The sequence below is a fragment of the Collimonas pratensis genome, from assembly GCF_001584185.1.
GTDB classification, from domain to species: domain Bacteria; phylum Pseudomonadota; class Gammaproteobacteria; order Burkholderiales; family Burkholderiaceae_D; genus Collimonas; species Collimonas pratensis.
This window is the reverse complement of the sequence record NZ_CP013234.1, coordinates 5,506,543-5,532,538: the sequence shown is the minus strand read 5'-3', so window position 1 is coordinate 5,532,538 and position 25,996 is coordinate 5,506,543. Positions and strand designations below refer to the sequence as shown.

Annotated in this window: 19 protein-coding genes; 13 read left to right on the top strand and 6 right to left on the bottom strand. The window is 51.2% G+C overall.

From position 1 onward, the window contains the following. The first annotated feature begins 3 nt into the window (after positions 1–3). The 5 genes from CPter91_RS26165 to CPter91_RS26155 are packed head-to-tail and all read left to right on the top strand — an operon-like array spanning position 4 to position 10,860. Entirely contained in the window at positions 4–855 is an 852-nt protein-coding gene (locus tag CPter91_RS26165; protein ID WP_082793232.1) for a phosphoadenosine phosphosulfate reductase family protein, read from the top strand. 18 nt (positions 856–873) lie between these two features. Further along, positions 874–2,712, top strand: a complete 1,839-nt coding sequence (locus CPter91_RS24595; RefSeq protein WP_150119808.1) for a DEAD/DEAH box helicase family protein — start codon at positions 874–876, stop codon at positions 2,710–2,712. Continuing rightward, positions 2,709–4,277: a hypothetical protein gene (locus tag CPter91_RS24590; RefSeq protein ID WP_061945373.1), complete on the top strand. Its 1,569-nt coding sequence runs from the start codon at positions 2,709–2,711 to the stop codon at positions 4,275–4,277. Before CPter91_RS24595 ends, CPter91_RS24590 begins: the two co-directional genes overlap by 4 nt. Further along, complete coding sequence (locus tag CPter91_RS26160; protein ID WP_082793230.1) at positions 4,274–9,724, top strand: FtsK/SpoIIIE domain-containing protein; 5,451 nt, start codon at positions 4,274–4,276, stop codon at positions 9,722–9,724. Before CPter91_RS24590 ends, CPter91_RS26160 begins: the two co-directional genes overlap by 4 nt. Continuing rightward, on the top strand, positions 9,721–10,860 hold the full coding sequence (locus tag CPter91_RS26155) for a cysteine desulfurase family protein (RefSeq protein ID WP_082793228.1): 1,140 nt from the start codon (positions 9,721–9,723) through the stop codon (positions 10,858–10,860). Before CPter91_RS26160 ends, CPter91_RS26155 begins: the two co-directional genes overlap by 4 nt. Before the next feature lie 19 nt (positions 10,861–10,879). On the opposite strand, the gene CPter91_RS24575 is transcribed toward CPter91_RS26155, so the two are convergent. The 6 genes from CPter91_RS24575 to CPter91_RS24550 all read right to left on the bottom strand — a co-directional run bounded on the left by CPter91_RS24575 (position 10,880) and on the right by CPter91_RS24550 (position 16,351). Next, positions 10,880–11,761 carry a plasmid partitioning protein RepB C-terminal domain-containing protein gene (locus CPter91_RS24575; RefSeq protein WP_061946613.1) on the bottom strand — a complete coding sequence of 294 codons (882 nt, stop codon included), beginning with the start codon at positions 11,759–11,761 and terminating at the stop codon, positions 10,880–10,882. Then, complete coding sequence (locus CPter91_RS24570; protein ID WP_061945367.1) at positions 11,758–12,660, bottom strand: plasmid partitioning protein RepB C-terminal domain-containing protein; 903 nt, start codon at positions 12,658–12,660, stop codon at positions 11,758–11,760. The genes CPter91_RS24575 and CPter91_RS24570 overlap by 4 nt, the downstream gene beginning before the upstream one ends. Then, positions 12,657–14,222: a recombinase family protein gene (locus CPter91_RS24565; RefSeq protein WP_061945364.1), complete on the bottom strand. Its 1,566-nt coding sequence runs from the start codon at positions 14,220–14,222 to the stop codon at positions 12,657–12,659. Before CPter91_RS24565 ends, CPter91_RS24570 begins: the two co-directional genes overlap by 4 nt. Positions 14,223–14,387: 165 nt before the next feature. Next, positions 14,388–14,819 (bottom strand): hypothetical protein, encoded by a 432-nt coding sequence (locus CPter91_RS26150; RefSeq protein WP_082793226.1) that lies wholly within the window; start codon positions 14,817–14,819, stop codon positions 14,388–14,390. A 123-nt stretch (positions 14,820–14,942) separates the two neighbouring features. Then, positions 14,943–15,542, bottom strand: coding sequence for a class I SAM-dependent methyltransferase (locus CPter91_RS26145; RefSeq protein WP_167595220.1), 600 nt, complete (start codon positions 15,540–15,542; stop codon positions 14,943–14,945). Positions 15,543–15,547: 5 nt separating this feature from the next. Next, a complete protein-coding gene (locus CPter91_RS24550) occupies positions 15,548–16,351 on the bottom strand; it encodes a hypothetical protein (protein WP_150119807.1) in 804 nt (267 codons plus the stop codon). Positions 16,352–16,935: 584 nt separating this feature from the next. Between CPter91_RS24550 and CPter91_RS24545 the strand changes: the two genes are divergently transcribed. From CPter91_RS24545 to CPter91_RS24510, 8 genes are all read left to right on the top strand, one after another. Next, positions 16,936–17,361 carry a MerR family transcriptional regulator gene (locus CPter91_RS24545; RefSeq protein ID WP_061946611.1) on the top strand — a complete coding sequence of 142 codons (426 nt, stop codon included), beginning with the start codon at positions 16,936–16,938 and terminating at the stop codon, positions 17,359–17,361. 65 nt (positions 17,362–17,426) lie between these two features. After that, a complete protein-coding gene (locus tag CPter91_RS24540) occupies positions 17,427–18,611 on the top strand; it encodes an isovaleryl-CoA dehydrogenase (protein ID WP_061945356.1) in 1,185 nt (394 codons plus the stop codon). 258 nt (positions 18,612–18,869) lie between these two features. Then, positions 18,870–19,811: a pyridoxal-phosphate dependent enzyme gene (locus tag CPter91_RS24535; RefSeq protein WP_061945354.1), complete on the top strand. Its 942-nt coding sequence runs from the start codon at positions 18,870–18,872 to the stop codon at positions 19,809–19,811. Then, the gene (gene aceK / locus CPter91_RS24530) at positions 19,811–21,628 is read left to right on the top strand and encodes a bifunctional isocitrate dehydrogenase kinase/phosphatase (RefSeq protein WP_082793566.1); all 1,818 of its coding nucleotides are present in this window, start codon (positions 19,811–19,813) and stop codon (positions 21,626–21,628) included. Before CPter91_RS24535 ends, aceK begins: the two co-directional genes overlap by 1 nt. A gap of 109 nt (positions 21,629–21,737) precedes the next feature. Further along, positions 21,738–22,934, top strand: a complete 1,197-nt coding sequence (locus tag CPter91_RS24525) for an acetyl-CoA C-acetyltransferase (RefSeq protein ID WP_061945352.1) — start codon at positions 21,738–21,740, stop codon at positions 22,932–22,934. A 138-nt stretch (positions 22,935–23,072) separates the two neighbouring features. Next, on the top strand, positions 23,073–23,678 hold the full coding sequence (locus CPter91_RS24520) for a 2-hydroxychromene-2-carboxylate isomerase (RefSeq protein WP_061945350.1): 606 nt from the start codon (positions 23,073–23,075) through the stop codon (positions 23,676–23,678). After that, the gene (locus CPter91_RS24515) at positions 23,675–24,100 is read left to right on the top strand and encodes a YchJ family protein (RefSeq protein ID WP_061945348.1); all 426 of its coding nucleotides are present in this window, start codon (positions 23,675–23,677) and stop codon (positions 24,098–24,100) included. Before CPter91_RS24520 ends, CPter91_RS24515 begins: the two co-directional genes overlap by 4 nt. A gap of 136 nt (positions 24,101–24,236) precedes the next feature. After that, positions 24,237–25,931 (top strand): AMP-binding protein, encoded by a 1,695-nt coding sequence (locus CPter91_RS24510; protein WP_061945346.1) that lies wholly within the window; start codon positions 24,237–24,239, stop codon positions 25,929–25,931. The last annotated feature ends 65 nt before the right edge of the window (positions 25,932–25,996 follow it).

Sequence of the window (25,996 nt, the reverse complement as noted above, 5' to 3'; positions counted from 1 at the left end):
GCTATGACTGAAAAATCTAGTTCTTCTGCTGTTACTTGGCCAGAAGATCCAAAATTAGTTCGCCATATCCTCAGTCTTTCTGGGGGGAAGGATAGCGCTGCGTTGGCAGTTTATCTTCGCGATCGAGTGGGAAACATAGAATACATTTTTCACGATACCGGAAAAGAATTACCCGACACGTACGAATATCTTGAACGGTTAGAAGGCTATCTGGGGCAAAAAATTGTTCGCACCACATTTGGTACGACGTTTGATCATATCCTAAGAATTAAAGGCGGGATGCTGCCGTCGACACATAGGCGCTGGTGCACTGATCTGATGAAGTTGAAACCGTTTGAGAACTATATAGGTGACGATTTCTGTATCAATTATGTTGGTATTCGGGCGGATGAAGATCGGGTTGGCTACATTAGCCACAAACCGAATATTCGTGCTGTATTCCCGTTTCGAGAAGACGGTATAGCCTACGAGGGAGTCCAGCGTATTCTTGAAGAATCCGGCTTAGGCATGCCGCCATATACAGAATGGGGACGTACTCGGAGCGGTTGTTTTTTTTGTTTTTATCAGCAAAAAATAGAATGGGTTCGCCTCAAAAAACGTTACCCAGATCTTTACGAAGAAGCAAAATCCTATGAAAAGCCAAATCACATTAACGGTAATGTGTTTTATTGGTGCGGTAACGAGTCTTTAACTGAACTAGAAAAGCCAGAACGAATGGCTCTAATTGAGAGCAACTGGAATAAATCGCAAGAGAGACTCGGTAAACAGCAGTTCAATCTATCTCTAGCCCAGACATTAGGTGGGTTAAAAGTAGAACCGCAACGCCGTGAAGGTTGCTTGATTTGTCAACTTTAAGTCTTAATCGACGCGACCATGAGCACATCAAAAAAAGGCGAAAAATGGATTAGGCTGCTCAGAGGCTATAGTCCCGTTGGAGACAACGAAGCTATGCAGGCTGAGCATGTGGATACATTGGCCAACCACTATGGCATTCCGAAGCTATCGTTTTCCCACCCTGCCCAGAAAGGGATGCTTGATTGCTTTCCCTTAGAAACAGGCGCTTTCAGAAATATCGTACTGACGGGCACCGCCGGTGACGGGAAAACATCGCTTTGTATTGATCTTGTGCGCGAGCTGACCGGGCGATCAGAGCTGGGTAGCAATGGAATAGTCAGAATTGAGGTTGCAACAAATAATGGGCCAAGATCCATCACGCTCATTTTTGATGTCACGGCCTGGAGGAAAAAGGACAAAGGTGTTTTGTGCTCTGAGGACGTTGCTGTCCTGGCCGAAATGGCGGCATCAGTTTATGGTGAATCGAACAAGATATTTGTCCTCGCAGTAAACGATGGCCAAATGCACGAGTTATTTCGGGCTCTACCAGCAGATGCACCGGAAGAAATTCGGAGGCTTGAAAAAGATCTGATTAAGCTACATGCGCGAAATATTCAGGATCTTAACGAGCGACTGAGGTTGATTAATCTCAGTTTGGTCAGAAGCGAAGAAATTATGGCTCTCTGCCTTGATGCTATCCTGAAACGTGAGGAATGGAAATGTTTCGATGACGAAGCAGAAAACCCACTTTTTTCTGAAAAATCATCGCTGCGCAAAAATTTTTTCGCGCTCAGCAGCCCAGAATTCCAGGGAAAACTTCTTATGCTGGCGCGTATAGCAGATGTAACTGGACACCATCTTCCTGTACGTGGCATTTTATGTCTACTCACCAACGGCCTATTAGGACATCCCAACGCCAAGGATGGTGTAATTCGACCTGGAGCTGAGGCTCAGCAACTCCTCAAGGATGGAGCTTCGTATAAAGCGGCGCTTCATCGCACATTATTCGGGGAAAATCTTAGTGCTGGCACTCGTAACAAAAGAAGTGTTTATAAGTTTCTTTCAATGCTGCATATCGGTGAGGAAACAACTAACGACCTTGACGAGCTTTTTATATTCGGCACTAGAGATGCCGAGCTGGCGGAAATTTATAGCGATCTCGTGGCGCCAAATCCATATGACCAGCGCAATTGCGAATTTGATGAGATGCTCAATCGTTACATTCGGGGAGACATTCCTAACGAAGAAGCAAATCAACAATTCTTAAAAGAGCTTGCAGTTGAGCGAAGGCGGATTTTTCTGCAAGCTACCAATGAGCAATTAGAAAAATATAACCTCTGGCACATCACGATATTTCACCATGCGGGAGATTATCTGAAAGAGGTAGTGAAGCCTCTCAGCATGGGAAAATCTCCCGGCCGATTACACTTGCGAAAAATCGCATCTGGACTAAATCGAGTGTGGACAGGATTGCTACTAGCCGAAAATGCAAGTGAAATTTATTTTGCTACAGGTTTGGATCTAACTACTTCCCCGGTCAGTGATATTTTTCTTGCGCAGGTCGATCTTGATTCCGAGCCGCCGGCTCTGGAAATCGTTAGCAGCGCAACTAGCCCTATCCCCGAAATACTCCTTCGAGCAAATGGAAGATCGTTCAGCTTCAAATTGAACTTGCCGCGTTTTGAATTCCTTTGTCGGGTGGCTGATGGCGCAATGCCGTCAAGTTTTTCTCGCGAATCTTCATCTGATTTTATGTCTTTGAAGCAAAGATGCCTGCGTGATCTTGACCTCAAAGCCAGTACAAGAACGCTTAACCTCATTGAGGTACGCGAATCAGGAATCATCTACAAGCGCCCTATTCATCTCACAGACCAATGATTGAATCAGAAAATACAGAAGATTATTCGGCATCCAAAGATCGTAACGATTCGTGGATAGTGGAGGCAATTTGGGGGCATCGGATCGAGCGTCAACCCTTTTCGGCGCTCTTGCTGGAATTTCTCGGAATGGCCGAAGGAATGTATCGTCAGGGCAAGCTGCTTGCACCCACAAATCCAGGTGACAATCCACTTTATACTGCGAATCAAAGCCTTCAACTTCGAAATATTCTCTTCAACAATCCGCGAATGGAAGAAATATTACGCGACTCTCAAGGAGATGATGAGTCGGCGTGGGCCCAATGGGTTGAGACGATGAGAGCAAATGCGTCAATGGGAAAGAACCGGAGTACAGATTTTTCATATCTACGAAATCATTTCGACACATTTAAAGAGCTAGTTAATATTGTGCGCTTACTGCGTAACATTACAATTGATCCAGGCAGCGAGCGCCAATGGACTACGCAATTTATCTTTCCCGTAGGACCTGCCGCGCTGTATGAGGTATTGCTGGAGAAGGGTGATGATTTTGAGAGAACTCGGCGAGTATTCACAAGAACAGGTGAGCTTGCATATCTTATGCTCACGCGCGCCTCAGAGCGCATTAGAAACAGAGTCATACATGGTTTGGCGCCTTCTCTTGCCTCAAACGGTAGTCGCAACAAGTTAGTTTTGCGCCTTTTGTCTACCGATGAACCAGATCGTGGGCCTGAAAAAGGCGGCACTTATCTCCCCTATAAATCTCATCCGGCATACGATCGAATGGGAGAGGACACCGCGGCAATTTTGGAGCTTGGACTTCCGGACCAGGATGCGTTTCAATACATACAGCCCCTGCTCGGTTTTCATATCTATTTATATGGTATCGAAACAGCGAACCATTGGGTTGGCGACTCCAATATGCCGCCAATAATTTGTGAGATTCTCGCTCCGAGAAGCGACTTGGTCCGCAAAGCGGCGATTGCTTCGTATCTCGACAACGATGGTCTTGGTAGTCAAGCAGTTCGGAAATTTATCGAAAAAACCGCATTTTCGGACCCGTCACTGAATGCTTTACTGGCTAACGATGATTTTGATGAGTCGACTAAGAAAGATTATCTTATAGAGCATCTTGCGAAGACGTGTTCATTGCGGGACGGTAAGAATTTCAACGCACCAGATTCAAAAACTTTGATTCAGAAATTTCACAGTTTTGTTGATCAATTCTACCGCGGTAATGCCGCAGACGGTTTTACCGCGCTGGGCACTGGATGTGGTCTTATATCTAGACGCGGTACCACTCGATATCGTTACGCGCCAACAGATGAACTGCTGAGAGCGTTGGTGTTTGCCAATGTCTCGTCACCCATTGAGGAGAGTGCGTTTTTGCGTCGTCTCTACCAAAAATATCGAATAATTATTGGTCCCGTTGAGGCAAAGGCAGTCGTGCGGTCAACTCTTTTTGATGAAACAGATTTCAAAAAAAACCGCGACAGACTCGTGCAACATTTAATCGGTATGGGATTGGCTCAGCGAATGAGTGATGCCTGTACCTATGTAATTAACCCTATGGATAAACGCGCGTGAATTATCTAGAAATTACAGCCCCCGATGCATTAGTTGGCGCCATCGCACTTGAATATGTTCTTCTGAAATTCAAGACACAAACTGAAGATGATGAATTTCGGGGCGCATTTCATGTACTTTCTGGATTTTCCCCCGAGCAGTTGATGGGATTCATTCGCGCTAAAGATGCCGGCGGCCTCAAGGCTGCACGCTTGCATCTCCAATTTCCATCGGCTGCGCTCACTAATTATGATGTGCCCTCCATACATCTAACTGAGGCATCCGCTGTTGGCGTTCGTAATCAAACGCGTGGAAACGGTCTGATAGTTCTGACTGCAGAAGTGGAGGACGATGCAGAAGCATCGTTAGCTGATAGTGACAGAACAGACGCCTCCGATCTGAAGGATAAGGGGATCGCCCGTATATGGATCGAGTTTGTGGCGAAGAGTGTAGGGCGTACTTTATTACCTGAAGAAATTCAGATGGTAGAGGCTCTTCTCAAAGGGTTATTTGATAGCGGAAGATGTCCTACTGCGAAAGTAGGAGAGTATCTTCAAGCGGTTCTTGAGGCTTTTAAAACCGAGCCGTTACGACGAGCCGCCGGAAAATCGTTGCCAGTAATTGGCTTACCGCGTTTTGATGATTGTTTCAGCTCCTTGAATGATGGGAAAATGCGACAAGCCTCTCAATGGGCAGAAAAATTCAAAACTCATTATGCGTTGGAATGTTATCTCGATAAACGAGATCTGTCTCAGCAATTATTAGATACTGAGAAATTGCGAGTTACTCTCGAAAGGCTTCGAGCGGAAGATCAACAACCTCCAATTCCTGAAGATGTTCTCAGCGCGTTCAATTCATATATTGAGTCAGATGGCAATCGCAACATCGCTACTGAAAATCTACTTTTTAATTTTGACTGGAACTATACGCGTCACTGCTTTGACAAAGCAAAACGAAGTTCGTCGAAAGATTTTTCCGATCGAACACTAAAGGCGCTAGAAGCCGAAGCAATTGATCTCACTGCTGACGACACGCTTGTAATTGAAGCATTGGGAAAAGTATCGCGTAAACCTGGTTCTGCACCAACGGAATTTCGCGAGTTTTTTGAACGAAGATCCGAAGCGCTGGAAAAAGATGCCAAACTTTTTATCGAGTGGGAAGATTACGTACACGGTAAGAAAATTGAATGTACCGATCTTCTCCAAGGAGTGTTTGAGTGTCTCCAGCGGACAGTTCGTGGACTAACATTACATGAATTAGCCTATGTGGAACTTGAGGGCAAATCCCAGAGCAAACCAAACAGTTTCATCGAGCGCAATCAACGGGCATGTGAATACTTCGAACGATCATATCGATCACTCGAAGCCAGAACTAATCGGCGAATTCGATTCAAGGATAGTTTGGCGCTCAAATATACAACTGATGTATTGCCAAAATTAGATGGTAATCCCAAGTTCAAAGGCGCAAAGAAGACAACAAATGCTACAACATTGGTATTTCTTGCTTCTGTTTTCCAAACTCAGCAGAGCGGTACCGTACGAAAAATTGGCACGCTTTCGCTAACTTGGAAATTTCCATTCGATTCGGTTTTCCCTCAGGAGGTCCCCGATTTCGATGCAATTTGTCGATATCATGCGAAGAAGAAGACGACCCTTGTCCATTGTTATGCCGAATATGAAGGTGTTGGCCGTAAAGGACTGCCATTATCACTCTCGTTGGAAAATGCAGAAGGGTTCGCTGATGTAGTTCGTGGAGGGGGGCGCGGTGCATTCATACCGGCGCAAGACAGAATTAAGTCTCTCGCTGCCGACTGGTTGCAAATAATCACCGAAGGCGAGACGCTAAAATGGCTTCGTCCTGAAATTGCTTCTAACCTCAAAACAAAATTCAGATCCTTTGAGGAAAATTATAATGCGGGAGTATTGGCGCTCCGACACGATGCAATGGCTCATGATCATGCTACGGCGATTGCCGAGAGCTATCGTGCATTGTTACTTGAAATAAATCAACTCTCGCATCAAGACGGTCGTCGCCGTTTATTGCGCACCATACTTTCTGTAGGTTTGGCACAAGTCAGGCGCTCTGGTCGTCGCGCTCCAGTAGCGATTGTATGTCCGTGGCACCCTCTTCGTATGGAGGCAATTGCTGCGCGACAGCACCAACTTCTTCACACACTCCATCTATTATTGGGGAAAAATCGGCCACCATTTTCTGATGGGATAAGTGGCGCGCTCTTTTTTAATGAAATTGAACAGTTATTGTCCCATCCCCTCTATCCAGAAATAGCACTCATTTGGGAGCAGGTGGAACCATCGGAGCGCGTCGTAACTCAGGCATTCGGCGGTTACACGTTACATCAGTCCGCCAGGCAGTCAGCGGATTCTGAGATGCCTAGATTCGACGATGGGTCGACTGCGGCATCAGCCACTATAGAACACGAAGTTACTGAATATCTCAGATTGCAACCGCACGAGAGAGATAATTTATCAGTGCTTCTTTATAACTGCGATTCGCCTGAGTTACCAATCGCGGTTGTTAAGAGTATTAATCGAATAAACGCCAAGAGAGAGGGTGACAAGATAACTTGTCAGGTGCTGTTAATGCATCATGATGAAAGTCACTTGCGACAGATATATAGAGATTTAGTGACGCGTGGAATTGAAGATGAAAGCGATTCAACTGAAGCTACGGGGGATTTTCTTGCAAAGGTCCGGGTAAATATTACTGCCGCCAGCCGTCTGCGCCGCCAAGGACGTTCTCAACCCGTGGACATTGCGTATTGCAGAGATCTCATTTCTAATGAAGCCAAAATTATCTGGCAGTGGGTGCCACGGGAAACGATTGCTCCAAATGATTTGCAACCTCATCAATGGAGTCGTCGCTTGCCTGTGACTGTCGGTGATCGACAAGTCCGCCTTCAGCTGGTTTGTCCCGCTCAGTCGGAAGCCGGCTGGGCATATTTATATGCAATAGCGGAACTCTGTGCACATGGAGCCAGCAACGCCTGGGAAAATGATCAATGTCCCGTGCTAATGCGAAATCTTGATTTCGATGATAAAAACGTCGAACGCATATTTAGAGAAACCCATGAGCTCGCGACATGGGTGGTAAATCAAGATGAACTTCTTGACCGAAAACTACTTGAGGCGTGTCATGTCAAAGTTATTCGTTACGTTCAATCATCGACACATGGCCGTAATTTAATAGTTTCGTCGGATGCTCGAGACACTTTACTTGTCAACACGTTGAAGGAGAAGTTGCGGGCAATTCTTTCATCAGATACGGATGAGAAAATCATAGCAGATCTCGGTAAGCGTATTATGCAGGACGCTAACCGAATTTCTGGGGGCTTAGTATTAAAAGCGGCGCGGCGAGCGAATAATACTAATGAGTTACTCGGGATGGTGCTCACGCGATATCTCGTTCAATCCGAGCTAGGCGTCAATCGAACAATTGCCTGGTGTTTTCTTGACGATTACAGCCAATGGCTCGGTAAAAAGGAAGGTGCAAGCATTGCAGACTTGTTGATTCTGGCACCAAGTACTGACGAGAGTGGATTGTTGCATCTTGACGTGGTCGTAACTGAAGCAAAATTTGTGACTTATGACGCTGTCGGTGGCGCCGCGAATCAATCAGAAAAGCAACTGATCGATACCCTGGCTCAACTCACCGAAGCTTTAAATGGAACGACCCAAACTATTGATCAGGACATTTGGTTGGCACGTCTTTCGGATTTGCTTGCATTGCAGACGGTGACCGCCCCTGGGCAACCGGCAATCGATACTGCAGCATGGAGAAGAGCAATACGCCAACGCCAATGCTCATTTCGGATTTGGGGATATTCACACGTTTTTGTTTATGCACCGCAGGACTTTACTACGGATGTAACCTCCGTCAAGGGAATCAAAACCTCCAAAGCGAAAAGTGATTTAGACGCGCTTCAAGAAATATTTGGACCAGGACAAGTACGAGAGCTCTTCCATCAATACCATGCGGAAGATCATCAAAGTACTAAAGAAATGCGGATCCGCAACGGGCATCCATCTTTCGGGTTATCAAAAATACGTGTACTTACGTCGGTCCCAAGCTCAAATGAACCTGGCGACGCTATGAATCTAACCGGCGACAGGCAAACGGCATCATCAGATCAATTAAATGTGGGCGCGGGTAGTCATGATGTGACGATACCTCCTACCGACGATCATTTAAGTGGAGACACGAATTCGGTCACGCAGGTCTTGGACTCAATAGGGGCGTCTGATGTAATTATGGAGTCTTCAGATGACGAACTAATCAAATTCCTGGAGTCTAGATCATCGCAATTCGAATCCAGCAAGGCAGAGGGGCACGCGTGGCTTGACGGAGTCACGACTCAAATTCGACAAGCGCTTATTAGTCGAGGATTGACTGCAAGACTAAGTGATGGATTTCCTCCTATCCTAACTCCAAATGCTGCCATCATTAAGTTGCAGGGAACAAAGGATTTGACCGTCCAAGCGATAGAATCTCGCGCGAGTGAAATTTTTACCTCGGACGGAATACAAATCATCAGCACAACTCCGGAGTCAGGACGAATTTCTATAGCAGTCAAACGCCCTGTTCGCGAAATGCTTCATACTGAAAAAGTGTTGCTCGACTATTTAAAGAACTTTGACCCTCATGCTGATGGTGAAAAAATTTGCATTGGTATCGCTGAAGAAGATGGTACACAGATATTACTTGATCCATCGTTGCAACCTCACACATTAGTTGCGGGGATGACTGGTAGTGGTAAATCAATTCTGATTCAAAATATTTTACTAACAATTGCGGCATCTCGAAATCCTGACGAGGCACTCATATATCTAATTGACCCTAAATTTGGCCTAGATTATCGGCCCCTCGAAGGGTTACCCCATCTCAAAGCGGGATCCGGATCTATCATTGATGATCCGCAACAAGCTATTGCAGTGCTGAGAAATCTCGTAGTGGAGATGGATAGTCGCTATCAACAATTCAAAGAAGCAGGAGTACCAAACATTCGAGCTTACCGTCGCGCAACCGGAAAGAAAATGCCGACACTCTGGGTTATCCATGACGAGTTTACAGACTGGATGATGATTGAAGAATACAAAAAAATGGTGCCTGAGGTGGTTAGTCGTCTTAGCGTCAAAGCTCGTGCGGCTGGAATTTTCTTGATTTTCGCTGCGCAGCGTCCAGATAAAGACGCAATGCCAATGCAATTGCGTTCCCAACTTGGAAATAGATTAATCTTGAAAGTCGACAATGAAGCGACTTCTGAGATTGCGATGGGTATCAAAAATGGAGGAGCTGAACGGTTGCTTGGACGCGGGCATATGCTCGTGAGAATTGATCGGCCTGAGTCAATCTATGCTCAAGTACCTTTTATTGATATTGAGACCGTCGTACCGAAAATCGTTCAAATTATCCAACGCCGATATCATGGCGCTACAGTCCAGAAACAATGATCTATCTCGACAACAATGCTACTACTAGAACTGCGCGCGCTGCGATCGATGCGATGCAATTTTATTTCAACGAATGTTATTTCAATGCATCCACATCAACTGCAGCTTTCACGGGAGCAGACAGGCCGCGTGAAGACGCTGCAGCGGCTATGGCGACCCTGTTAAATGCTGAAGATCCTACGTGCTTTATATTTACATCTGGAGCGACTGAGTCTAACAATTGGTTGTTCGCCGCTCTAGAGAAAAACGTCTTACGCGGTCGCGTGATTGTAAGTGCAATCGAGCACCCATCTATTTCGGAACCGGCAACTGCAATTGAAGCAAATGGCTTTGAAGTGCTGGAAGTGCCAGTAGATGATCAAGGTGTTATTCGCCTCGATTTATTGGAGGATATGTTGACTGCAGAAACACGGCTTGTTTCAATTATGGCTGCAAATAATGAAACCGGTGTGCTTCAACCGATTAGCGAAATTGGTAGGTTAGTTCGCAGAGTATGTCCTTCGGCGGTATTTCACACCGATGCGACGCAAGCAGTAGGAAAAATTTCGATAGATCTTCAGGAAAATTGGAGTGACGTCGATATGCTTTCATTTTCGGCCCATAAATTTCATGGTCCGAAAGGTGTAGGTGGGCTGTATTTTCGTTCAGGGCTGGAACTCACCCCACTATTGTTAGGAGGAGGGCAAGAACACGGCTTGCGCTCGGGAACTACAAATACGCCGGGTCTTGCAGGATTAGCAGCGGCGGCTCGTGGTGTTGATTTATGTGCCGCAGACAAAATTGCCAGTTTACGTGATCAGTTTGAGGCACACATAAAAGCGGCATTACCTGTATCAATTCATTCTTCCCATGCATCTCGCCTACCAAACACGAGTTGCTTTTCAATCCAAGGAATTTTGGGAGATGAATTAGCCCAAAGCCTTGCTGGTGCGGGGATTATCGTGGGTACTGGGTCCGCATGCTCATCTGGCGCTACACAACCTCCGAAAACTCTCCTTGCGATGGGAGTCAATTATCAAACAGCAAATAGTAGTATTAGAGTCAGTCTTAGTTCAGAGACAACGTTTGATGAGCTTCTCATTGCGTTGGAAACATTGACCCTATTAAACAAAGAATTATGTTCGTTTTCAAAATAAATAGAATTCCGATTTTGCCTCACTGATCCAGCGCGGTCGTTTTAATGATCAACTCGAATTCAGCCAATACCTCCGGCTGCCGTTGGCGGAGATAGCGGGCAACTGATGGGTTCTCCAATAGCTTCGTCAAATAGCCTTTGGCGAGAACCAAGTTGAGCACGTCCTGACCGTAATTTTGCTCGACCATTTTGTATTGCCCCTGGAGATTCGCCATTTCTCGCTCCATTTTTGCCATCTGCTCCTGTGTGACACCAGTCAGCTTCAACGTCTTTTTTGCTTCTACCAGGAATTCCTCCGGCGTTGCCACCAGCATAGCTTCAGCATAAGCCACCGTCACGGTGTTCGCAGCAATCATCAACTCGACGCACTCTACCTGTCGAGTTGAATTCATCTTGCGCAGCACCCTGGATATTTCCACCGAAAACTGCCTATCTTTCAGCATGTCCGCTGCCTCGGCGCAGATGCCGTCGAGCAAATTCATCTTCTTGAGTATTTGACTTACGTCGACACTCAACACTTTGGCAAGCCGGTCAGGCGAGACTCCGCGATCAATGGCGCGGCGGATCATGAAATGCTCCTGGATCGTCGATAGCCGATTGATACGACTGTTGTAGGTATATGCTTCATCGTCGGTCGACACCAAGCACGGTGCATCGACAAATCCAAGATCGCGCATCGCGATGAGGCGGATGTGCCCATCCAGAAGCATATATTGCTCTAAGTCGCGAATGACTGGCGTAATGGAAAGGGGTTCGATTAAACCGACCTCTCCAATGGAGGAACAAATCTGTTTGAATTTGCGAGACGTGATGAGGCCTTCAGGCATCTTTCGTGATGGAAGGATGCTGGTGAGCGGCAGCGATAGCGGTTCAAGAGAAAAGCCAAGCGATATCCCCGTCATGGCTTGCTCCCAGCCGTCCATATTCGATCCGTCAAATATTTGGGCAAAGTATCCAAACCTTCAGCACGTAGTAAATTGGTAAAATTTTCGTCCGCGAGAAGCTGACGTAAGGCGCCGACCACAAATAGCAGGCGTTGTTGCGCAAATTCGGCCTTCTTTACCATCAAACGTTGTCGTTCGACTTCCTTCTGATAAGTTCGCACCAAACTGGACGTTGTGACGTCTATTCTTTTACGTGGCGTGCCGCGCGCTACCGATCGTCCCAAAGTTTGGCGTCGCTCGATTACGCGCCTAGCTTCTTGCAAGTGCTTGCCGCGCAGCTTGCCCGATTCATAGGCTTCCTGTAATGCGGCCTGCACGGCTTTGTCATCGTCGCCTGCACCAACTATCGCGATTGCCGCATTGAGTGGAATCTTTCCTCTCTCGACTGCAACCAGCAATCGCTCTTCGCCCCGCTCCAATAGTGCAACAATGCCGTGCACATACTCGAGGGTTAGCCCTGTTTTCGAAGCAATGGTTTTTTGGTCATATCCTTGATCGAACAATGCTTGTATGCTCGCGAATAGCTCCAGCGGACGATAGTGCCGACGCGCGATATTCTCGGCAAGGCTCATGATGAATGCGTCTTCATCGCTAACAGAGACAACTAGTGCGGGAATGGTGGTTTCGCCAAAGGACTTGAACGCCTTCATGCGTCCTTCGCCACAAACTAATAAGTAACGTTCTTCGCCATCGGAACCGGCGCGCGGTGTCACGGTGATCGTTTTTTTGAGCCCGATCATCTGTATATTTTTTGTGATTTCCTCAAACACTTTATTATTCCGCTCGCGAGGATTGAGTACGTCGATACGGTCTACCGGGATCATCCTTAACTCGCCAGGCTTATGATTCTGGGTCATGCTGCTCTCCTCATGCGAGCGCGCTCCGCCATGCCATAAAGATAATCGAGAGTGTCAAAGCGATAGCTGTCAAATTCGATTGCATTTTGCTCTGCGAGGTTAAGGCGTGCCTGACCGAAATCCAGTCGCGGCAATAGATAGTAATCTAGAGGTGACTGGTTCGTTTGGTCGAGACGTACGGCCACAGTGATGTCCGGCACCAGGCTGCTATCGAACCGGATTTTCCAGCGGTTACGACCTGAATCATGTGTCTGGCAACGGGCTAGCACCAGGGATACCGAGAATTCCCGATTCACCTGCAGCAGGTCAGTTGCCGAGTCGCGAACAACCTGCCCACCAAGCTCGGCTATATTGGTTTCAGTCTCCACTACAATTTTCGGATGCAGACGTCGCAGGAATCGGTTTATTTCGAGATAGCGATAATCTCGATCGGGCGTAAAGCCCACTATTTCATAGGCTCGGATCAGACTGCCAAATCGATGAGCATACACAGTGGATGACGGCATGCCTTCCATTTCGTCGATGATCAGTCCCGATAGGAATCCTCGGTTCTTGTACAAGGAGCGAAGGCGATCAACCAATTCCTCGTCGGTGAAACGCCGAGCTCGTGCGCGCATGATGCCTTGCGCAGTATAGAAAATTTCTGGAGGCACCACAGATTCGAAGGCGCCATCCTTTCTAATCCACATATCTGCGCTATTCACCACTCGCATCTTTTTCAATTTAAAAGAGATGCGGTTATAAATGTTGTTGCCGACATATTTCTCATTAGTCAGCACCTCGTGCACGGTAGCGCGTGTCCAAGGTCGGCCGAGGTCAGTCACGATATTCATGGTGTTTAGGCGTTCGGCAATCTCATATTCGTTGAGGCTGTCGTCGATGAACCATTGATAAATCTGGTTAACGATGTGGGTTTCGCCTTCGGGGCCGGGCATCAAAATCACACGATCCGTCTGGAGGCTTTTGTGTTCGCCACGCGCAAGTTCGCTTTTGACGGCCCCGGACTGGTCAATCAATACGCGCCGCAAGCCATACCCGGCGGGTCCACCTTGTCGATATCCCAGTTCAATTAGTCGACATTGTCCCGCAAATACCTTGGCTGACAACTCTCGACTGTATTCGCCAGCCATGGCCCGTTTGACGCCCTTGACGATGGTCGAAACCGGCGAGCCGTCGTTCTCGAATTGTTCGGCACAATAGGCGACTTGGATGCCAGCGCGTCGACATACGTACTCGTAATAAGCACTTTCGTCCGCATCTTGAAATCGTCCCCACCTGCTGACGTCGTACACCAAGATGATCTGGAAATCGGCGGTGCCCGTTTCGACGTCCTTAATCAAACGTTGCAATGCCTGACGACCATCGATACGCAGGCCGCTTTTACCCTCGTCGGCATAGGTGCGCACGATCTCGATGTTGCGTTGGACCGCGTATTCGCGAATTTTGTCGCGTTGATTTTCAGTCGAGTATTGTTGGTGTTCGGTCGACATCCTCACATACTCTGCTGCCTGGAATTGCGAGGCATTCAGAACATCGCCATCGCCTGCCTGATCTCGTAACATACGGTTCGTCCTCCAAATTACGGCAGACGATGTTGTGCATGGGAATTTTCTTTCTCGCAATCACCGCATCTAATCTTGCATGCTGTATTCATCGCGCACCTGAAGCTACAGTAACAGCGGTGTGTCGTTGCGCCTATCAAGTCCTCTCTTTGCAATTCCCTCGGGTTACCGGTAAGTATCTGAAACTAAAGTGATTTCCACAATCCACGCGTTCTTCTTTGCAATACCAGCTGACGAGACGCTGGTAATGCGATATATCCCTGATTGCAAACGAAAAATCGGCGCTGACGCGTCCATCTTTGCAATTGAACTCGCCGGCGCTTGTTCATTGCGTTCACGTTGCTGAGTACGATTTCGCTTCATATACTCCGGATGAGTGATGCGGTAATCGTGCCAGTAATCTGGATGTTTTTTGCACCAGGTTTGTTGGGCCCGAGTTTGGTTGTCTTGATAGTCGGGATCGGACTGTCGTTTTTTTTCTTGCCAGCGGCGTCGTCGTTCACGCTGGCAGGCTGGGGCAGCACAGTAGTTTTGTAGCGGAACTTGGGGACGTGGGTAGAATATCTGACTGCACGCGGCACAGTGCTTGCTTTTCATATAGCCCTCGATAAGCTATGAGAAGGGCGAGGGCATAGTAGTTACACCATAAAATTGATTCTGCAAACAGGATGTCGGAACTTGGTAGCATGTCAAGTAGCCATCATTTTTGCGTGGGCTACCTTACCTCGTAAGCACGATTTTCTTCCATGTAACCTCGTGCCTGTTCATTCGATCGGTCATGGCACGACTAACATAAACAGGAAAGAGCCCCTGTTTTTCAGCCTGAGTAATCAATTCTTCCACTATTACTGGATACATTATTCGTTCACTGCTTGCAGGCCCCAAGCGAACAGTCAGTGCGATATGCCCGTCTCGTGTCAGCAAAGACGAGAGTGTATTAAGTGCTTCCTCTCGACGATTCGGATGCACATGCATCCAAACCGCGCTCAACAGTATAAATTCGTATTTCATTTGAAGGGAGCGGACTTGCTTCAAAGATGGAAGGCTGTCAGCTACCCAGTGAATATCGGGATGTCGATGATTACTTTCCGCAAGATGCCTCATCGAATCACTAGGCTCAACAGCAGTTACGTAATAACCTCGTTTCGCCAATGCATACGCGTCGCGACCAGAACCTGCGCCGACATCAAGACAACGTGATCCTTTGATTGGTAAGAATCGTAAAAAAGCTCGATGGATTTTGGCAAAATTCAGCCCTTCATAAGTTTGAAAAAACTGCTCACTATGAACGTCGTAACTTTCCCAGGAAACTGTATCCATTTGACTCAATCGACCTTGCATCTTGCCTGATTGCTGTTCAATTTCGGTACAGAGGATTTTTTATGATTGGATTTCATCTTTTTATCTGTGTTATTGCAAATGACCGAATTGACCTGAGCGCTTGCGGAAAATGACAATTGCCCCCGAATCAGCGTTTGTATTTGTGCTTGAATCAAGGTTTGTGCTTCCAGCAACGACCCCAGTTGCAAATTCAACGCACTCGGTGACTCTTTCAATTCATCGGATTTCTTGATAAAAGTCGGGTGTGCCGCACCAACGAAACTAAGCAAGGCGGCAGATGCCAATAATAGGCTCCAATTAGTGACGACAAAGCAGCGTTTCGGAAACCATTTAGGAAGCCATCCAAAAAGCCATTGAGGAGGCCATGTGGGAATCCCTTTATTCTGTTCAGTCTCAGGTTTTTCGATAAAATTTTTCTGAATTAATATTTGCAAATCAATTAGCCACCGTAAGCGCCAAAGAACAACTATTGTCAGTATGTTAAATGCACCAACAAAACATAATATCCAGGCCTTAGTAACATCAACTTGAATATTGGAGACCCCATACCAAATGCCGCCAGTAATTGCGATCGCCATTCCAGGTACTTGCCATAAAAAACCGTTCAACGACCGCAAATGCTGTCCAGCTTCGTTAAATTCCAGTTCCTTCTGTTTAAAGGCCCATTTTTTCTCTTCGAGCTTAACTGCTAAGCTAAATTTCAGCCGTTCAATATCGGTTTCCGACACTTTTTTCATAGCTGTTTTGCGTGTGAAATACTCATTAAAATGGGCGCCAGGTTGGGGCATTATTGGCGCTCAACAAAAGAAAAATGGCGTTCTTGCAAAATACAACGGTCATTTCAGTCGTACACGACGCTGCGCGTTAAATGGTGCTGTCACCTAAATTGTAATGGTATCAATTATGATGGATCGATATTTTGCGTATTTTTTGATTTTTACTTGAACGAATTGACCTTCCCCCTCCAGCGTATTCCCATGTAAAGTTAGTGACTGTGCTGATCAAGAGCGCTGGGTGTGCGGCGGTCCCGTAAACAGGTTCTATGGCTGCTCGCTTTGCTATGCAAACAGATGTGGCTGTGCACATAAGTTACGACCGCCTTGGTTGTGACTCGTGCTCAAATTGACTTGAATATACCGCGCCCAACACCCGCATGAGGCCCACCGGATACGTCAATCAATACTGGTCTCATTTATCAAGGCAAAAATCTCACCTTCTACGGCAGTAATCCCAACTTCTACGTCACTTTAGGAACGCCAGTAGTTTTTCGGTGTTTTCATTTTCCGCCAGCGCGCCTACAATGTGCTTTACGTTAACGTTAACTGCCATTGTACCTAAACCAGCAATTTTGTTCCTTGATGACTATCTGATCATGCCCACTTACACCATCACCGAACTGGCCCGCGAATTCGATATTACCCCGCGGGCGATCCGTTTCTATGAGGATCAGGGCTTGCTGAGCCCGAAGCGGGATGGCGCCGGCGGCCGCAACCGCGTGTATGCCGGGCGCGAGCGCACCCGCCTGAAACTGACCCTGCGCGGCAAACGCCTGGGTCTGACGCTGTCGGAAATCAAGAGCCTGGTCGACATGTACGATTCGCCCAAGGACTCGGCGCCGCAACTGGAACTGTTCCTGCAGGTGCTGGCCCGCCACCGCGAACATCTGGAACAGCAGCGCGAAGACATCGAAGTCACGCTGGAAGAAATCACCGCCCATGAAGATGAATGCCGGCGCCTGCTGAACAGCGGCCAGCTGAGCGATCATCCGGCGCTGGCGGCGGCCGGTCCCAAGGACTGACCGTCGTTTCGCAATCCTCACCCATTTCCGATTACACCACTCGCAAGAATAACGAAGGAGACAACATGATCCATTTACCAGGCCTGACGTTCGATCACGGCGAAGACATCGATGCATTGCGCAGCGCCATCCAGGAATTTGCCGCAGCGGAAATCGCCCCGCGCGCCGCTGAAATCGACCGAAACGACCAGTTTCCGATGGACCTGTGGAAGAAAATGGGCGATCTTGGCCTGCTCGGCATCACCGCGGAAGAAGAATACGGCGGCAGCGGCATGGGCTACCTGGCGCACATCATCGCCATGGAAGAAATCTCGCGCGCTTCAGCCTCGGTCGGCCTGTCCTACGGCGCCCACTCGAACCTGTGCGTGAACCAGATCAAGCGCAACGGCAGCCCTGAACAAAAAGCCAAATACCTGCCGAAACTGATCTCCGGCGACCATGTCGGCGCGCTCGCCATGTCCGAGCCGAACGCCGGTTCCGACGTCGTCAGCATGAAGCTGCGCGCCGAGCTCAAGGGTGACCGCTATATCCTGAACGGCAGCAAGATGTGGATTACCAACGGCCCCGACGCCGACGTCCTGGTGGTCTACGCCAAGACCGACCTGGAAGCTGGCGCCCGCGGCATGACCGCCTTCCTGATCGAAAAGAGCTTCAAGGGCTTCAGCGTCGCGCAAAAGCTGGACAAGCTTGGCATGCGCGGCTCGCACACCGGCGAACTGGTGTTCCAGGATTGCGAAGTGCCGGCCGAAAATGTGCTGGGCGGCTTGGGCAAGGGCGTCAACGTCCTGATGTCCGGCCTGGACTATGAGCGCACGGTTTTGTCCGGCGGTCCGCTTGGTATCATGCAAGCATGCATGGATGTCGTAGTCCCTTACGTGCATGACCGCAAGCAGTTCGGCCAGTCCATCGGCGAATTCCAGCTGATGCAAGGCAAGCTGGCCGATATGTATTCGACCATGATGGCATGCAAGGCCTATGTCTACGCAGTGGGCCAGGCTTGCGACCGCGCCAAGAACCCGGCCGCGGCCCGCGCCTTGCGCAAGGATGCCGCCGGCGCGATCCTGTATTCGGCGGAAAAAGCCACCTGGATGGCGGGCGAAGCGATCCAGGCGCTGGGCGGCAACGGTTATATCAATGAGTATCCGGTTGGACGCCTGTGGCGCGACGCCAAGCTGTACGAAATCGGCGCCGGCACCAGCGAAATCCGCCGCATGCTGATTGGGCGAGAGTTGTTTGCGGAAACGATGTAAATAAACAGTGCGGCGTCATCCCCGCGCACGCGGGGATCCATGGTACGGACTAGGCAAGCGGCAAAAAAATGGATTCCCGCGTGCGCGGGAACGACGGGGTCGCCTAGACCGGGACGCGTAGTCGGGGTCGCCTAGGCGGGGATGCATAGTCGGGGTTGCCTAGACGGCCCAGGTTATTCGCTCTGCTCGTCAGAAAATGCGTTATGTATTTTCTTTGTTTAATGGCACAATTGAAAAAAAGGCAACAGCGTCAAGAACATGACTTCACTGCATATTCACACCGCGTTACTGCGACATCCGCAACTTTCCGTCGCACTCGGCAAACAGGTGTTGCTGAAGATGGAAAACACCCAGCCGGCCGGCTCCTTCAAGCTGCGCGGCATCGGCTTGCTATGCCAGCGTGCGGTAGCTGCCGGCGCCAGCCACCTGGTGTGTCCGTCCGGCGGCAATGCCGGCTTTGCCGCTGCCTTCGCCGGCGCCGCGCTTGGCATCAAGACCACCATCGTCGTCCCTGAAAGCACCGCCGCCACCGTCTGCCAGCGCATCCGCGATATCGGCGCCGAGGTCATCGTGCACGGCGCGGTCTGGGACGAGGCCAACCAGCTGGCGCTGCAACTGTGCGAGCAGCCCGGCAGCGTCTATATCCCGCCTTTCGACCATCCCGATATCTGGGACGGCAATGCCACCATGATCGACGAAGCGGTGCAGCAGGCGCGCGAGCAGGGCGTCGACTTTGACGTCGTCATCTGCTCAGTAGGCGGCGGCGGCCTGATGAGCGGCGTGCTGAGCGGCCTGCATCGCAACGGCCTGGCGCACATCCCGCTGATTGCAGCCGAAACCGACGGCGCCGCCTCGCTCAACGCCGCCGTGCGCGCTGGTGAACTGGTAAGCTTGCCGGCGATCACCTCGATTGCTTCGACCCTGGCCGCCAAGCGTGTAGCCGCCGAATGTTTCGCCTGGACCCAGCGCCATGAAGTTCACAGCGTGGTGGTCAGCGATGCCCAGGCAGTCTCGGCGGCGTTGCTGTTCGCCGACCAGATGCGCACCCTGGTGGAACCGGCTTGCGGCGCGGCGCTGGCGGTGGCCTATGAAAATCTGCCGGCACTGGCGCCATATAAGCGGCCGCTGATCGTGGTGTGCGGCGGCATCGGCGTCAGCTTGGCTATGCTGGCAGGCTGGAAGGAACGGTTCGCGCTGTGATCACCTCTGGAAACTTTCCGAAATTACTGTCGTCGCAGATCGCTTTCGATACTGCGCGCATGATTTTGGACGGTTTCGACAAGCATTACCGTTTGTTCCGTGAAGCCAGCGTGCTGGCCAAGCGGCATTTTGAAGAAGCAGACTGGAAAACCGCTCAGTTGGCGGCGCGCGAACGGATCGGCTTCTACGATGCGCGTGTACGCGAATGCGTGCAGGCGCTGGAAGACGAATATGATCAAGGCGACCTGACCGACGAAGTCTGGCGTGAAGTCAAGCTGCACTACATCGGTATGCTGACCTATCACAAGCAGCCGGAGCTGGCGGAAACCTTCTTCAATTCGGTTTGCTGCAACATCCTGCACCGTACCTATTTCCATAACGATTTCATCTTCGTGCGGCCGGCGGTATCGACCGAATACATCGACACCGACGAAGCGCTGCCGACCTACCGGGTGTACTACCCGGCCAAGGACGGCCTGCACTATACGCTCAAGCGCCTGATCACCAATCTGCAGTTGCAGCGGCCGTTTGCCGACCTCGACCGCGACGTCTTGCTGGCTGAAGAGCGCATCCGCCAAGCCTTCGGCGACACGCCGCTGGAGCCGAATCACCAGATCCAGGTCTTGTCGAACGCCTTCTACCGTAACAAGGGCGCCTACGTGGTCGGCAAGATGATCAACGGACCGCGCGAATATCCCTTCGTCGTGCCCATCTTGCATGACCGCGACGGCAAGCTGGTGCTGGACGCGGTGCTGTTCGATAACAAGATCCTGACTATCCTGTTCTCCTTCACGCGCGCCTATTTCATGGTCGACATGGAAGTGCCGTCGGCCTATGTGCAGTTCCTGCGCAGCCTGCTGCCGAACAAGCCGCGCAGTGAGATCTACACCATCCTGGGTTTGCAAAAGCTGGGAAAAGCGCTGTTTTACCGCGATTTCCTGCGTCATCTGCGACATTCCTCGGACAACTTCGAAATCGCTCCCGGCATCCGCGGGCTGGTCATGGTGGTGTTCGCCTTGCCCTCGTTTCCCTATGTGTTCAAGGTGATCAAGGACTTCTTCCCGGCGCCGAAGGAAACCACCAACGCCCTGGTCAAGGAAAAATACCTGCTGGTCAAGCATCACGACCGTGTCGGCCGCATGGCCGATACCCTGGAATACTCCAGCGTGGCCTTTCCGCGTGCCCGATTCGCCGACGAACTGCTGGCCGAACTGAAGCAAGTGGCACCCTCGGTGGTGGAAGAAGACGGCGATGAAATCATCATCAAGCACCTGTATATAGAGCGGCGCATGGTGCCGCTCAACATTTACCTCAGCAACGCCGAGCAAAACGATGACCAGGCAGCGCTGGAACATGGCATTACCGAATACGGCAACGCCATCAAGGAACTGGTCGCCGCGAATATCTTTCCGGGCGACATGCTGTACAAAAATTTTGGCGTCACGCGTCACAATCGGGTCGTGTTTTACGACTATGATGAGATTGAATACATTACCGACTGCAATTTCCGCGTGATCCCGCAGCCGCGCAATGAAGAGGATGAAATGTCGGCCGAGCCCTGGTATGCGATCGCCAAAAACGATGTCTTTCCAGAGCAGTTCGGAGTATTTCTTCTCGGAAATCCGAACGTGAAGAAGTATTTCATCAAGCATCATGCCGATTTGCTAACCCAGCAATATTGGCAACAACGCAAGCAGCACATACAGGAAGGGCATTTCGACGATGTCTTTCCCTATCCGCAGGAATGCCGTTTTAGCTATTCGTCCAATAACCAGGTAGCGCAAGCAGTAACACAGGCAGCAACACAGACATCGTAGTTAATTTGCATTATTTTTAACCAACCAGGCAGCACGGCCGTAAGCGGACAACACGGATCAAGGTGGGAGCCGCAGCGGCTGACAAGTTGTCGTAATCTGGAGAAGCAACATGAATGACCCAATCGTTATCGTCGGTGCAGCACGTACTCCAATGGGTGCGTTTCAGGGTGATTTTGCGGCGTTGACCGCCACTGATCTGGGTGCTGTGGCGATCAAGGCCGCGGTGGAGCGCGCCGGTCTGAAGCCGGAACAAGTCGACGCCGTGTTGTTCGGCAATGTGCTGCAAGCGGGCCAGGGCCAGGCGCCGGCGCGCCAGGCCACCATCAAGGCCGGCCTGCCGGTCGGCACCAACGCTGCCACCATCTCCAAGGTATGCGGTTCGGCTATGCAAGCCACCATGTTCGGTTTCGACTCCCTGCTGGCAGGCACTAACGAAGTGGTGGTCGCCGGCGGCATGGAATCGATGACCAATGCCCCTTACCTGATCCCGAAAGCGCGCGGCGGCTACCGTATCGGCCACGGCATGATTTTCGACCACATGATGCTGGACGGCCTGGAAGATGCTTATTCCAAGGGCGAAAACGGCGGCGGCCGTTCGATGGGCACTTTCGGCGAAGAATGCGCCGCTAAATACCATTTCAGCCGCGCCGACCAGGACGCCTTTGCCATCGCTTCGGTGCAGCGCGCGCAGGCCGCTACCGCCGACGGTTCCTTCAAATGGGAAATCGCGCCGGTCACCGTCACCAGCCGTGCCGGCGAAGTGGTGATCGACAAGGATGAAGGTCCGCAAAAAGCCAAGGTCGACAAGATCCCGTCGCTGCGGGCGGCGTTCAAGAAGGACGGTACCATCACTGCCGCTTCGTCATCCTCGATCAACGACGGCGCCGCGGCGTTGGTGCTGATGCGCGAATCGACCGCCAAGAAACTCGGCTGCACGCCGATTGCTCGCATCCTCGGTCACGCCAGCCATTCGCAAGAACCGGAATGGTTCACCACCGCACCGGTCGGTGCGATTGAAAAGCTGTACAAGAAAGTCGGCTGGAAGCACAGCGACGTCGATCTGTATGAAGTCAATGAAGCGTTCGCCGTGGTGCCGATGGCCGCCATGAAAGAGCACGACATCCCGCACGACAAGATCAACGTCCACGGCGGCGCCTGTGCGCTGGGCCATCCTATCGGCGCTTCCGGTGCGCGCATCATCGTCACGCTGCTGGGCGCGCTGAAGGCCAAGGGCCTCAAGCGCGGCGTTGCTTCGCTGTGCATCGGCGGCGGCGAAGGCACGGCAATTGCGGTTGAACTGGTCTGATAGTTCGCGCACGCATGTAGTTCACGCAGCACGGTAGCAAGCAGCAAAAGATCAGCGTTTATTCGTGGCAAGGCCGCGGATTCACGCTGATCTTTGTTATTTGACTTCATGAATTGCGATTTCGACAAGGTAATAGACATGGCTGCAGCAATAGATTTCTACTTCGATTTTTCGTCTCCTTACGGCTACTTCGCCGCCACCCGCATCGATGCGCTGGCGGCCAAGTACAAGCGCGATGTCGAATGGCATCCGATCCTGCTCGGGCCGGTGTTCAAGACCACCGGTTCGGTGCCCTTGCCGCAGGTGCCGATCAAGGGCGATTACTCGTTCCACGATTTCGAGCGCAGCGCGCGTTTCCACGGCATTCCCTACAACCGCCCGAGCGCCTTCCCGATCTCTACCCAGGCTGCGGCGCGTGCCGTGCTATGGGTGCGCGGTAAGCAGGGTGAGGACAAGGCCAATAAATTCGCCAAGCAGATTTACCAGGCTTATTTTGTCGACGGCATCAATATCGGCGAACCGATGCACCTGCTGGAAGTCGGCCACCGCAGCGGCGTCGACACCAATGGCCTGATGGATGGCATCAACAGCCTGCCGATCAAGAACCAGCTGAAAGCCGAAGTCGACCTGGCGATGGCGCGCGGCGTGTTCGGCTCGCCATTCGTGATCGTCGACGGCGAAGCGTTCTGGGGCTTCGACCGTTTCGATCAGCTTGAGGCATTCATGCGGGACGGTAAGATTTGACCGCTGCAACCATAGCCTGCCCTTGCGGCGGCGGCAACTACGCACAATGCTGCGGCCGTTATCACGCGGGCGATGAGGTGGCGCCGACGGCGTTGGCGCTGATGCGCTCGCGCTACAGCGCTTATGTAATGGATAACGGCGCCTATCTGCAGGCGACCTGGCACGCCAGCACCCGAGCGGCTGAGCCGATCGTGGCGGAAGCGGGCTTGAAGTGGCTGGGGCTGGATGTGCGCAGGCATGAGACCGAGGGCGACAGCGCCATCGTCGAATTTGTGGCGCGCTACAAGATCGATGGTCGCGCTCATCGCCTGCACGAGGTGAGCCGTTTTGTGCGTGAGCCTGATGTGGCGGGTGTATCGCGCTGGTTCTATGTTGACGGTAGTTTTCCCGAGAAAGGCCAACTATTTGGGGACAGAGTTTAAGAGCCGCCGTTGCGCGGCGAATTACACTTCCCGTGCAGCACTTGCCGTGTGCCTCTGTCCTCAACTGACTAGAGCGGATATAAAAATAAGAAGAAATGGTCAAAGAAATATAAGAAGGGATATAGGAGACAAGATCATGACGCAACTGAATTCCAGCATGGCTCGCGGCCGCCAGGATACGCCGCTGATCGAGCAGACCATCGGCGCGTTTTTCGACGGCATGGCGGCGCAGGTTCCAGACAACGACGCGCTGGTGTCGCGCCATCAAGGTATCCGCTTTAGCTACCGTGAACTGCAGCGCGAGGCGCGGCGACTGGCCAGCGCCATGCTCGCGCTCGGCCTGCAGCCGGGCGACCGCATCGGCATCTGGTCGCACAACAATGCCGAATGGCTGCTGACACAGCTGGCCACGGCCTATGCCGGCATTATCCTGGTCAACATCAATCCAGCCTACCGCGTCAGCGAGCTGGAATATGCGCTCAACAATGTCGGCTGCAAGGCATTGATTTCGATGACCAGCTTCAAGACCAGCGATTATCTGGAAATGATACGCACCGTGGCGCCGGAACTGGCGACTTCAAAGGCGGGCAGCTTGCAGGCAGCGCGGGTGCCGGCCTTGAAAACGGTGATCCAGCTTGGCAGCGAAGCCGTGCCTGGCATGCTGCGCTTTGCCGACTTGATTGCCGGTGGCGACGCCGCCGACCCGAAACTGACGGCAATCGGCGCCGGCTTGCGCGCTACCGATCCGATCAATATCCAGTTCACCAGCGGTACTACCGGCTTTCCCAAAGGCGCGACGCTGACCCACCACAATATCCTGAACAATGGTTTTTTCATCGGCGAAGCGATGAAGCTGACCGCAGCTGACCGCCTGTGCATCCCGGTGCCGCTGTATCACTGCTTCGGCATGGTGCTGGGCAACCTGGCTTGCCTGACCCATGGCGCCGCCATCATCTATCCGAATGACGGCTTCGAGCCCTTGTCGGTGCTGCAGGCGGTTCAGGAAGAGCGCTGCACCGGCTTGCACGGCGTGCCGACCATGTTCATCGCCGAACTGGACCATCCGCGCTTTGCGGAGTTCGACCTGTCGACCTTGCGCACCGGGATCATGGCTGGTTCGCCCTGTCCGATCGAAGTGATGAAACGCGTAGTGCGCGACATGCACCTGGAACAGATCACGATTGCCTACGGCATGACCGAAACCAGCCCGGTCAGCTGCCAAAGCATGACCGACACGCCGCTGGAAAAGCGGGTGTCGACAGTCGGCACGGTACAGCCGCATCTGCAGGTAAAAATCATCGATCCGGAATCCGGCACGGTCATGCCGATCGGCAGTTCCGGCGAACTTTGCACGCATGGCTACTCGGTGATGCACGGCTACTGGGGCGACGCCGACAAGACGCGCGAAGCGATCGATGCCGAAGGCTGGATGCACACTGGTGACCTGGCCGTGATGGATGCGGAAGGCTACGTCAATATCGTTGGCCGCATGAAAGACATGGTGATACGCGGCGGCGAGAACATCTATCCGCGCGAGATAGAAGAATTCCTGTATCGCCATCCTGCGGTGCAGGATGTGCAGGTGGTGGGCGTGCCGGATCCGAAGTATGGCGAGGAACTGTGCGCTTGGATCATCCTGCGTCCGGGCCAGAGCGCGGACGAGCAAGCCATACGCGATTTTTGCCAGGGCCAGATCGCCTATTACAAGGTGCCGCGCTATATCCGCTTTGTCGACGCTTTTCCGATGACCATCACCGGCAAGATACAGAAATTCAAGATCCGCGAAGCGATGAAGAACGAGCTGCACCTGAACGACGTCCACACCGCCTGAGTACAGACTAAGCACCACATTACACGACAACACCAGAGACATCAGATTTATAAAAGGACATTGCA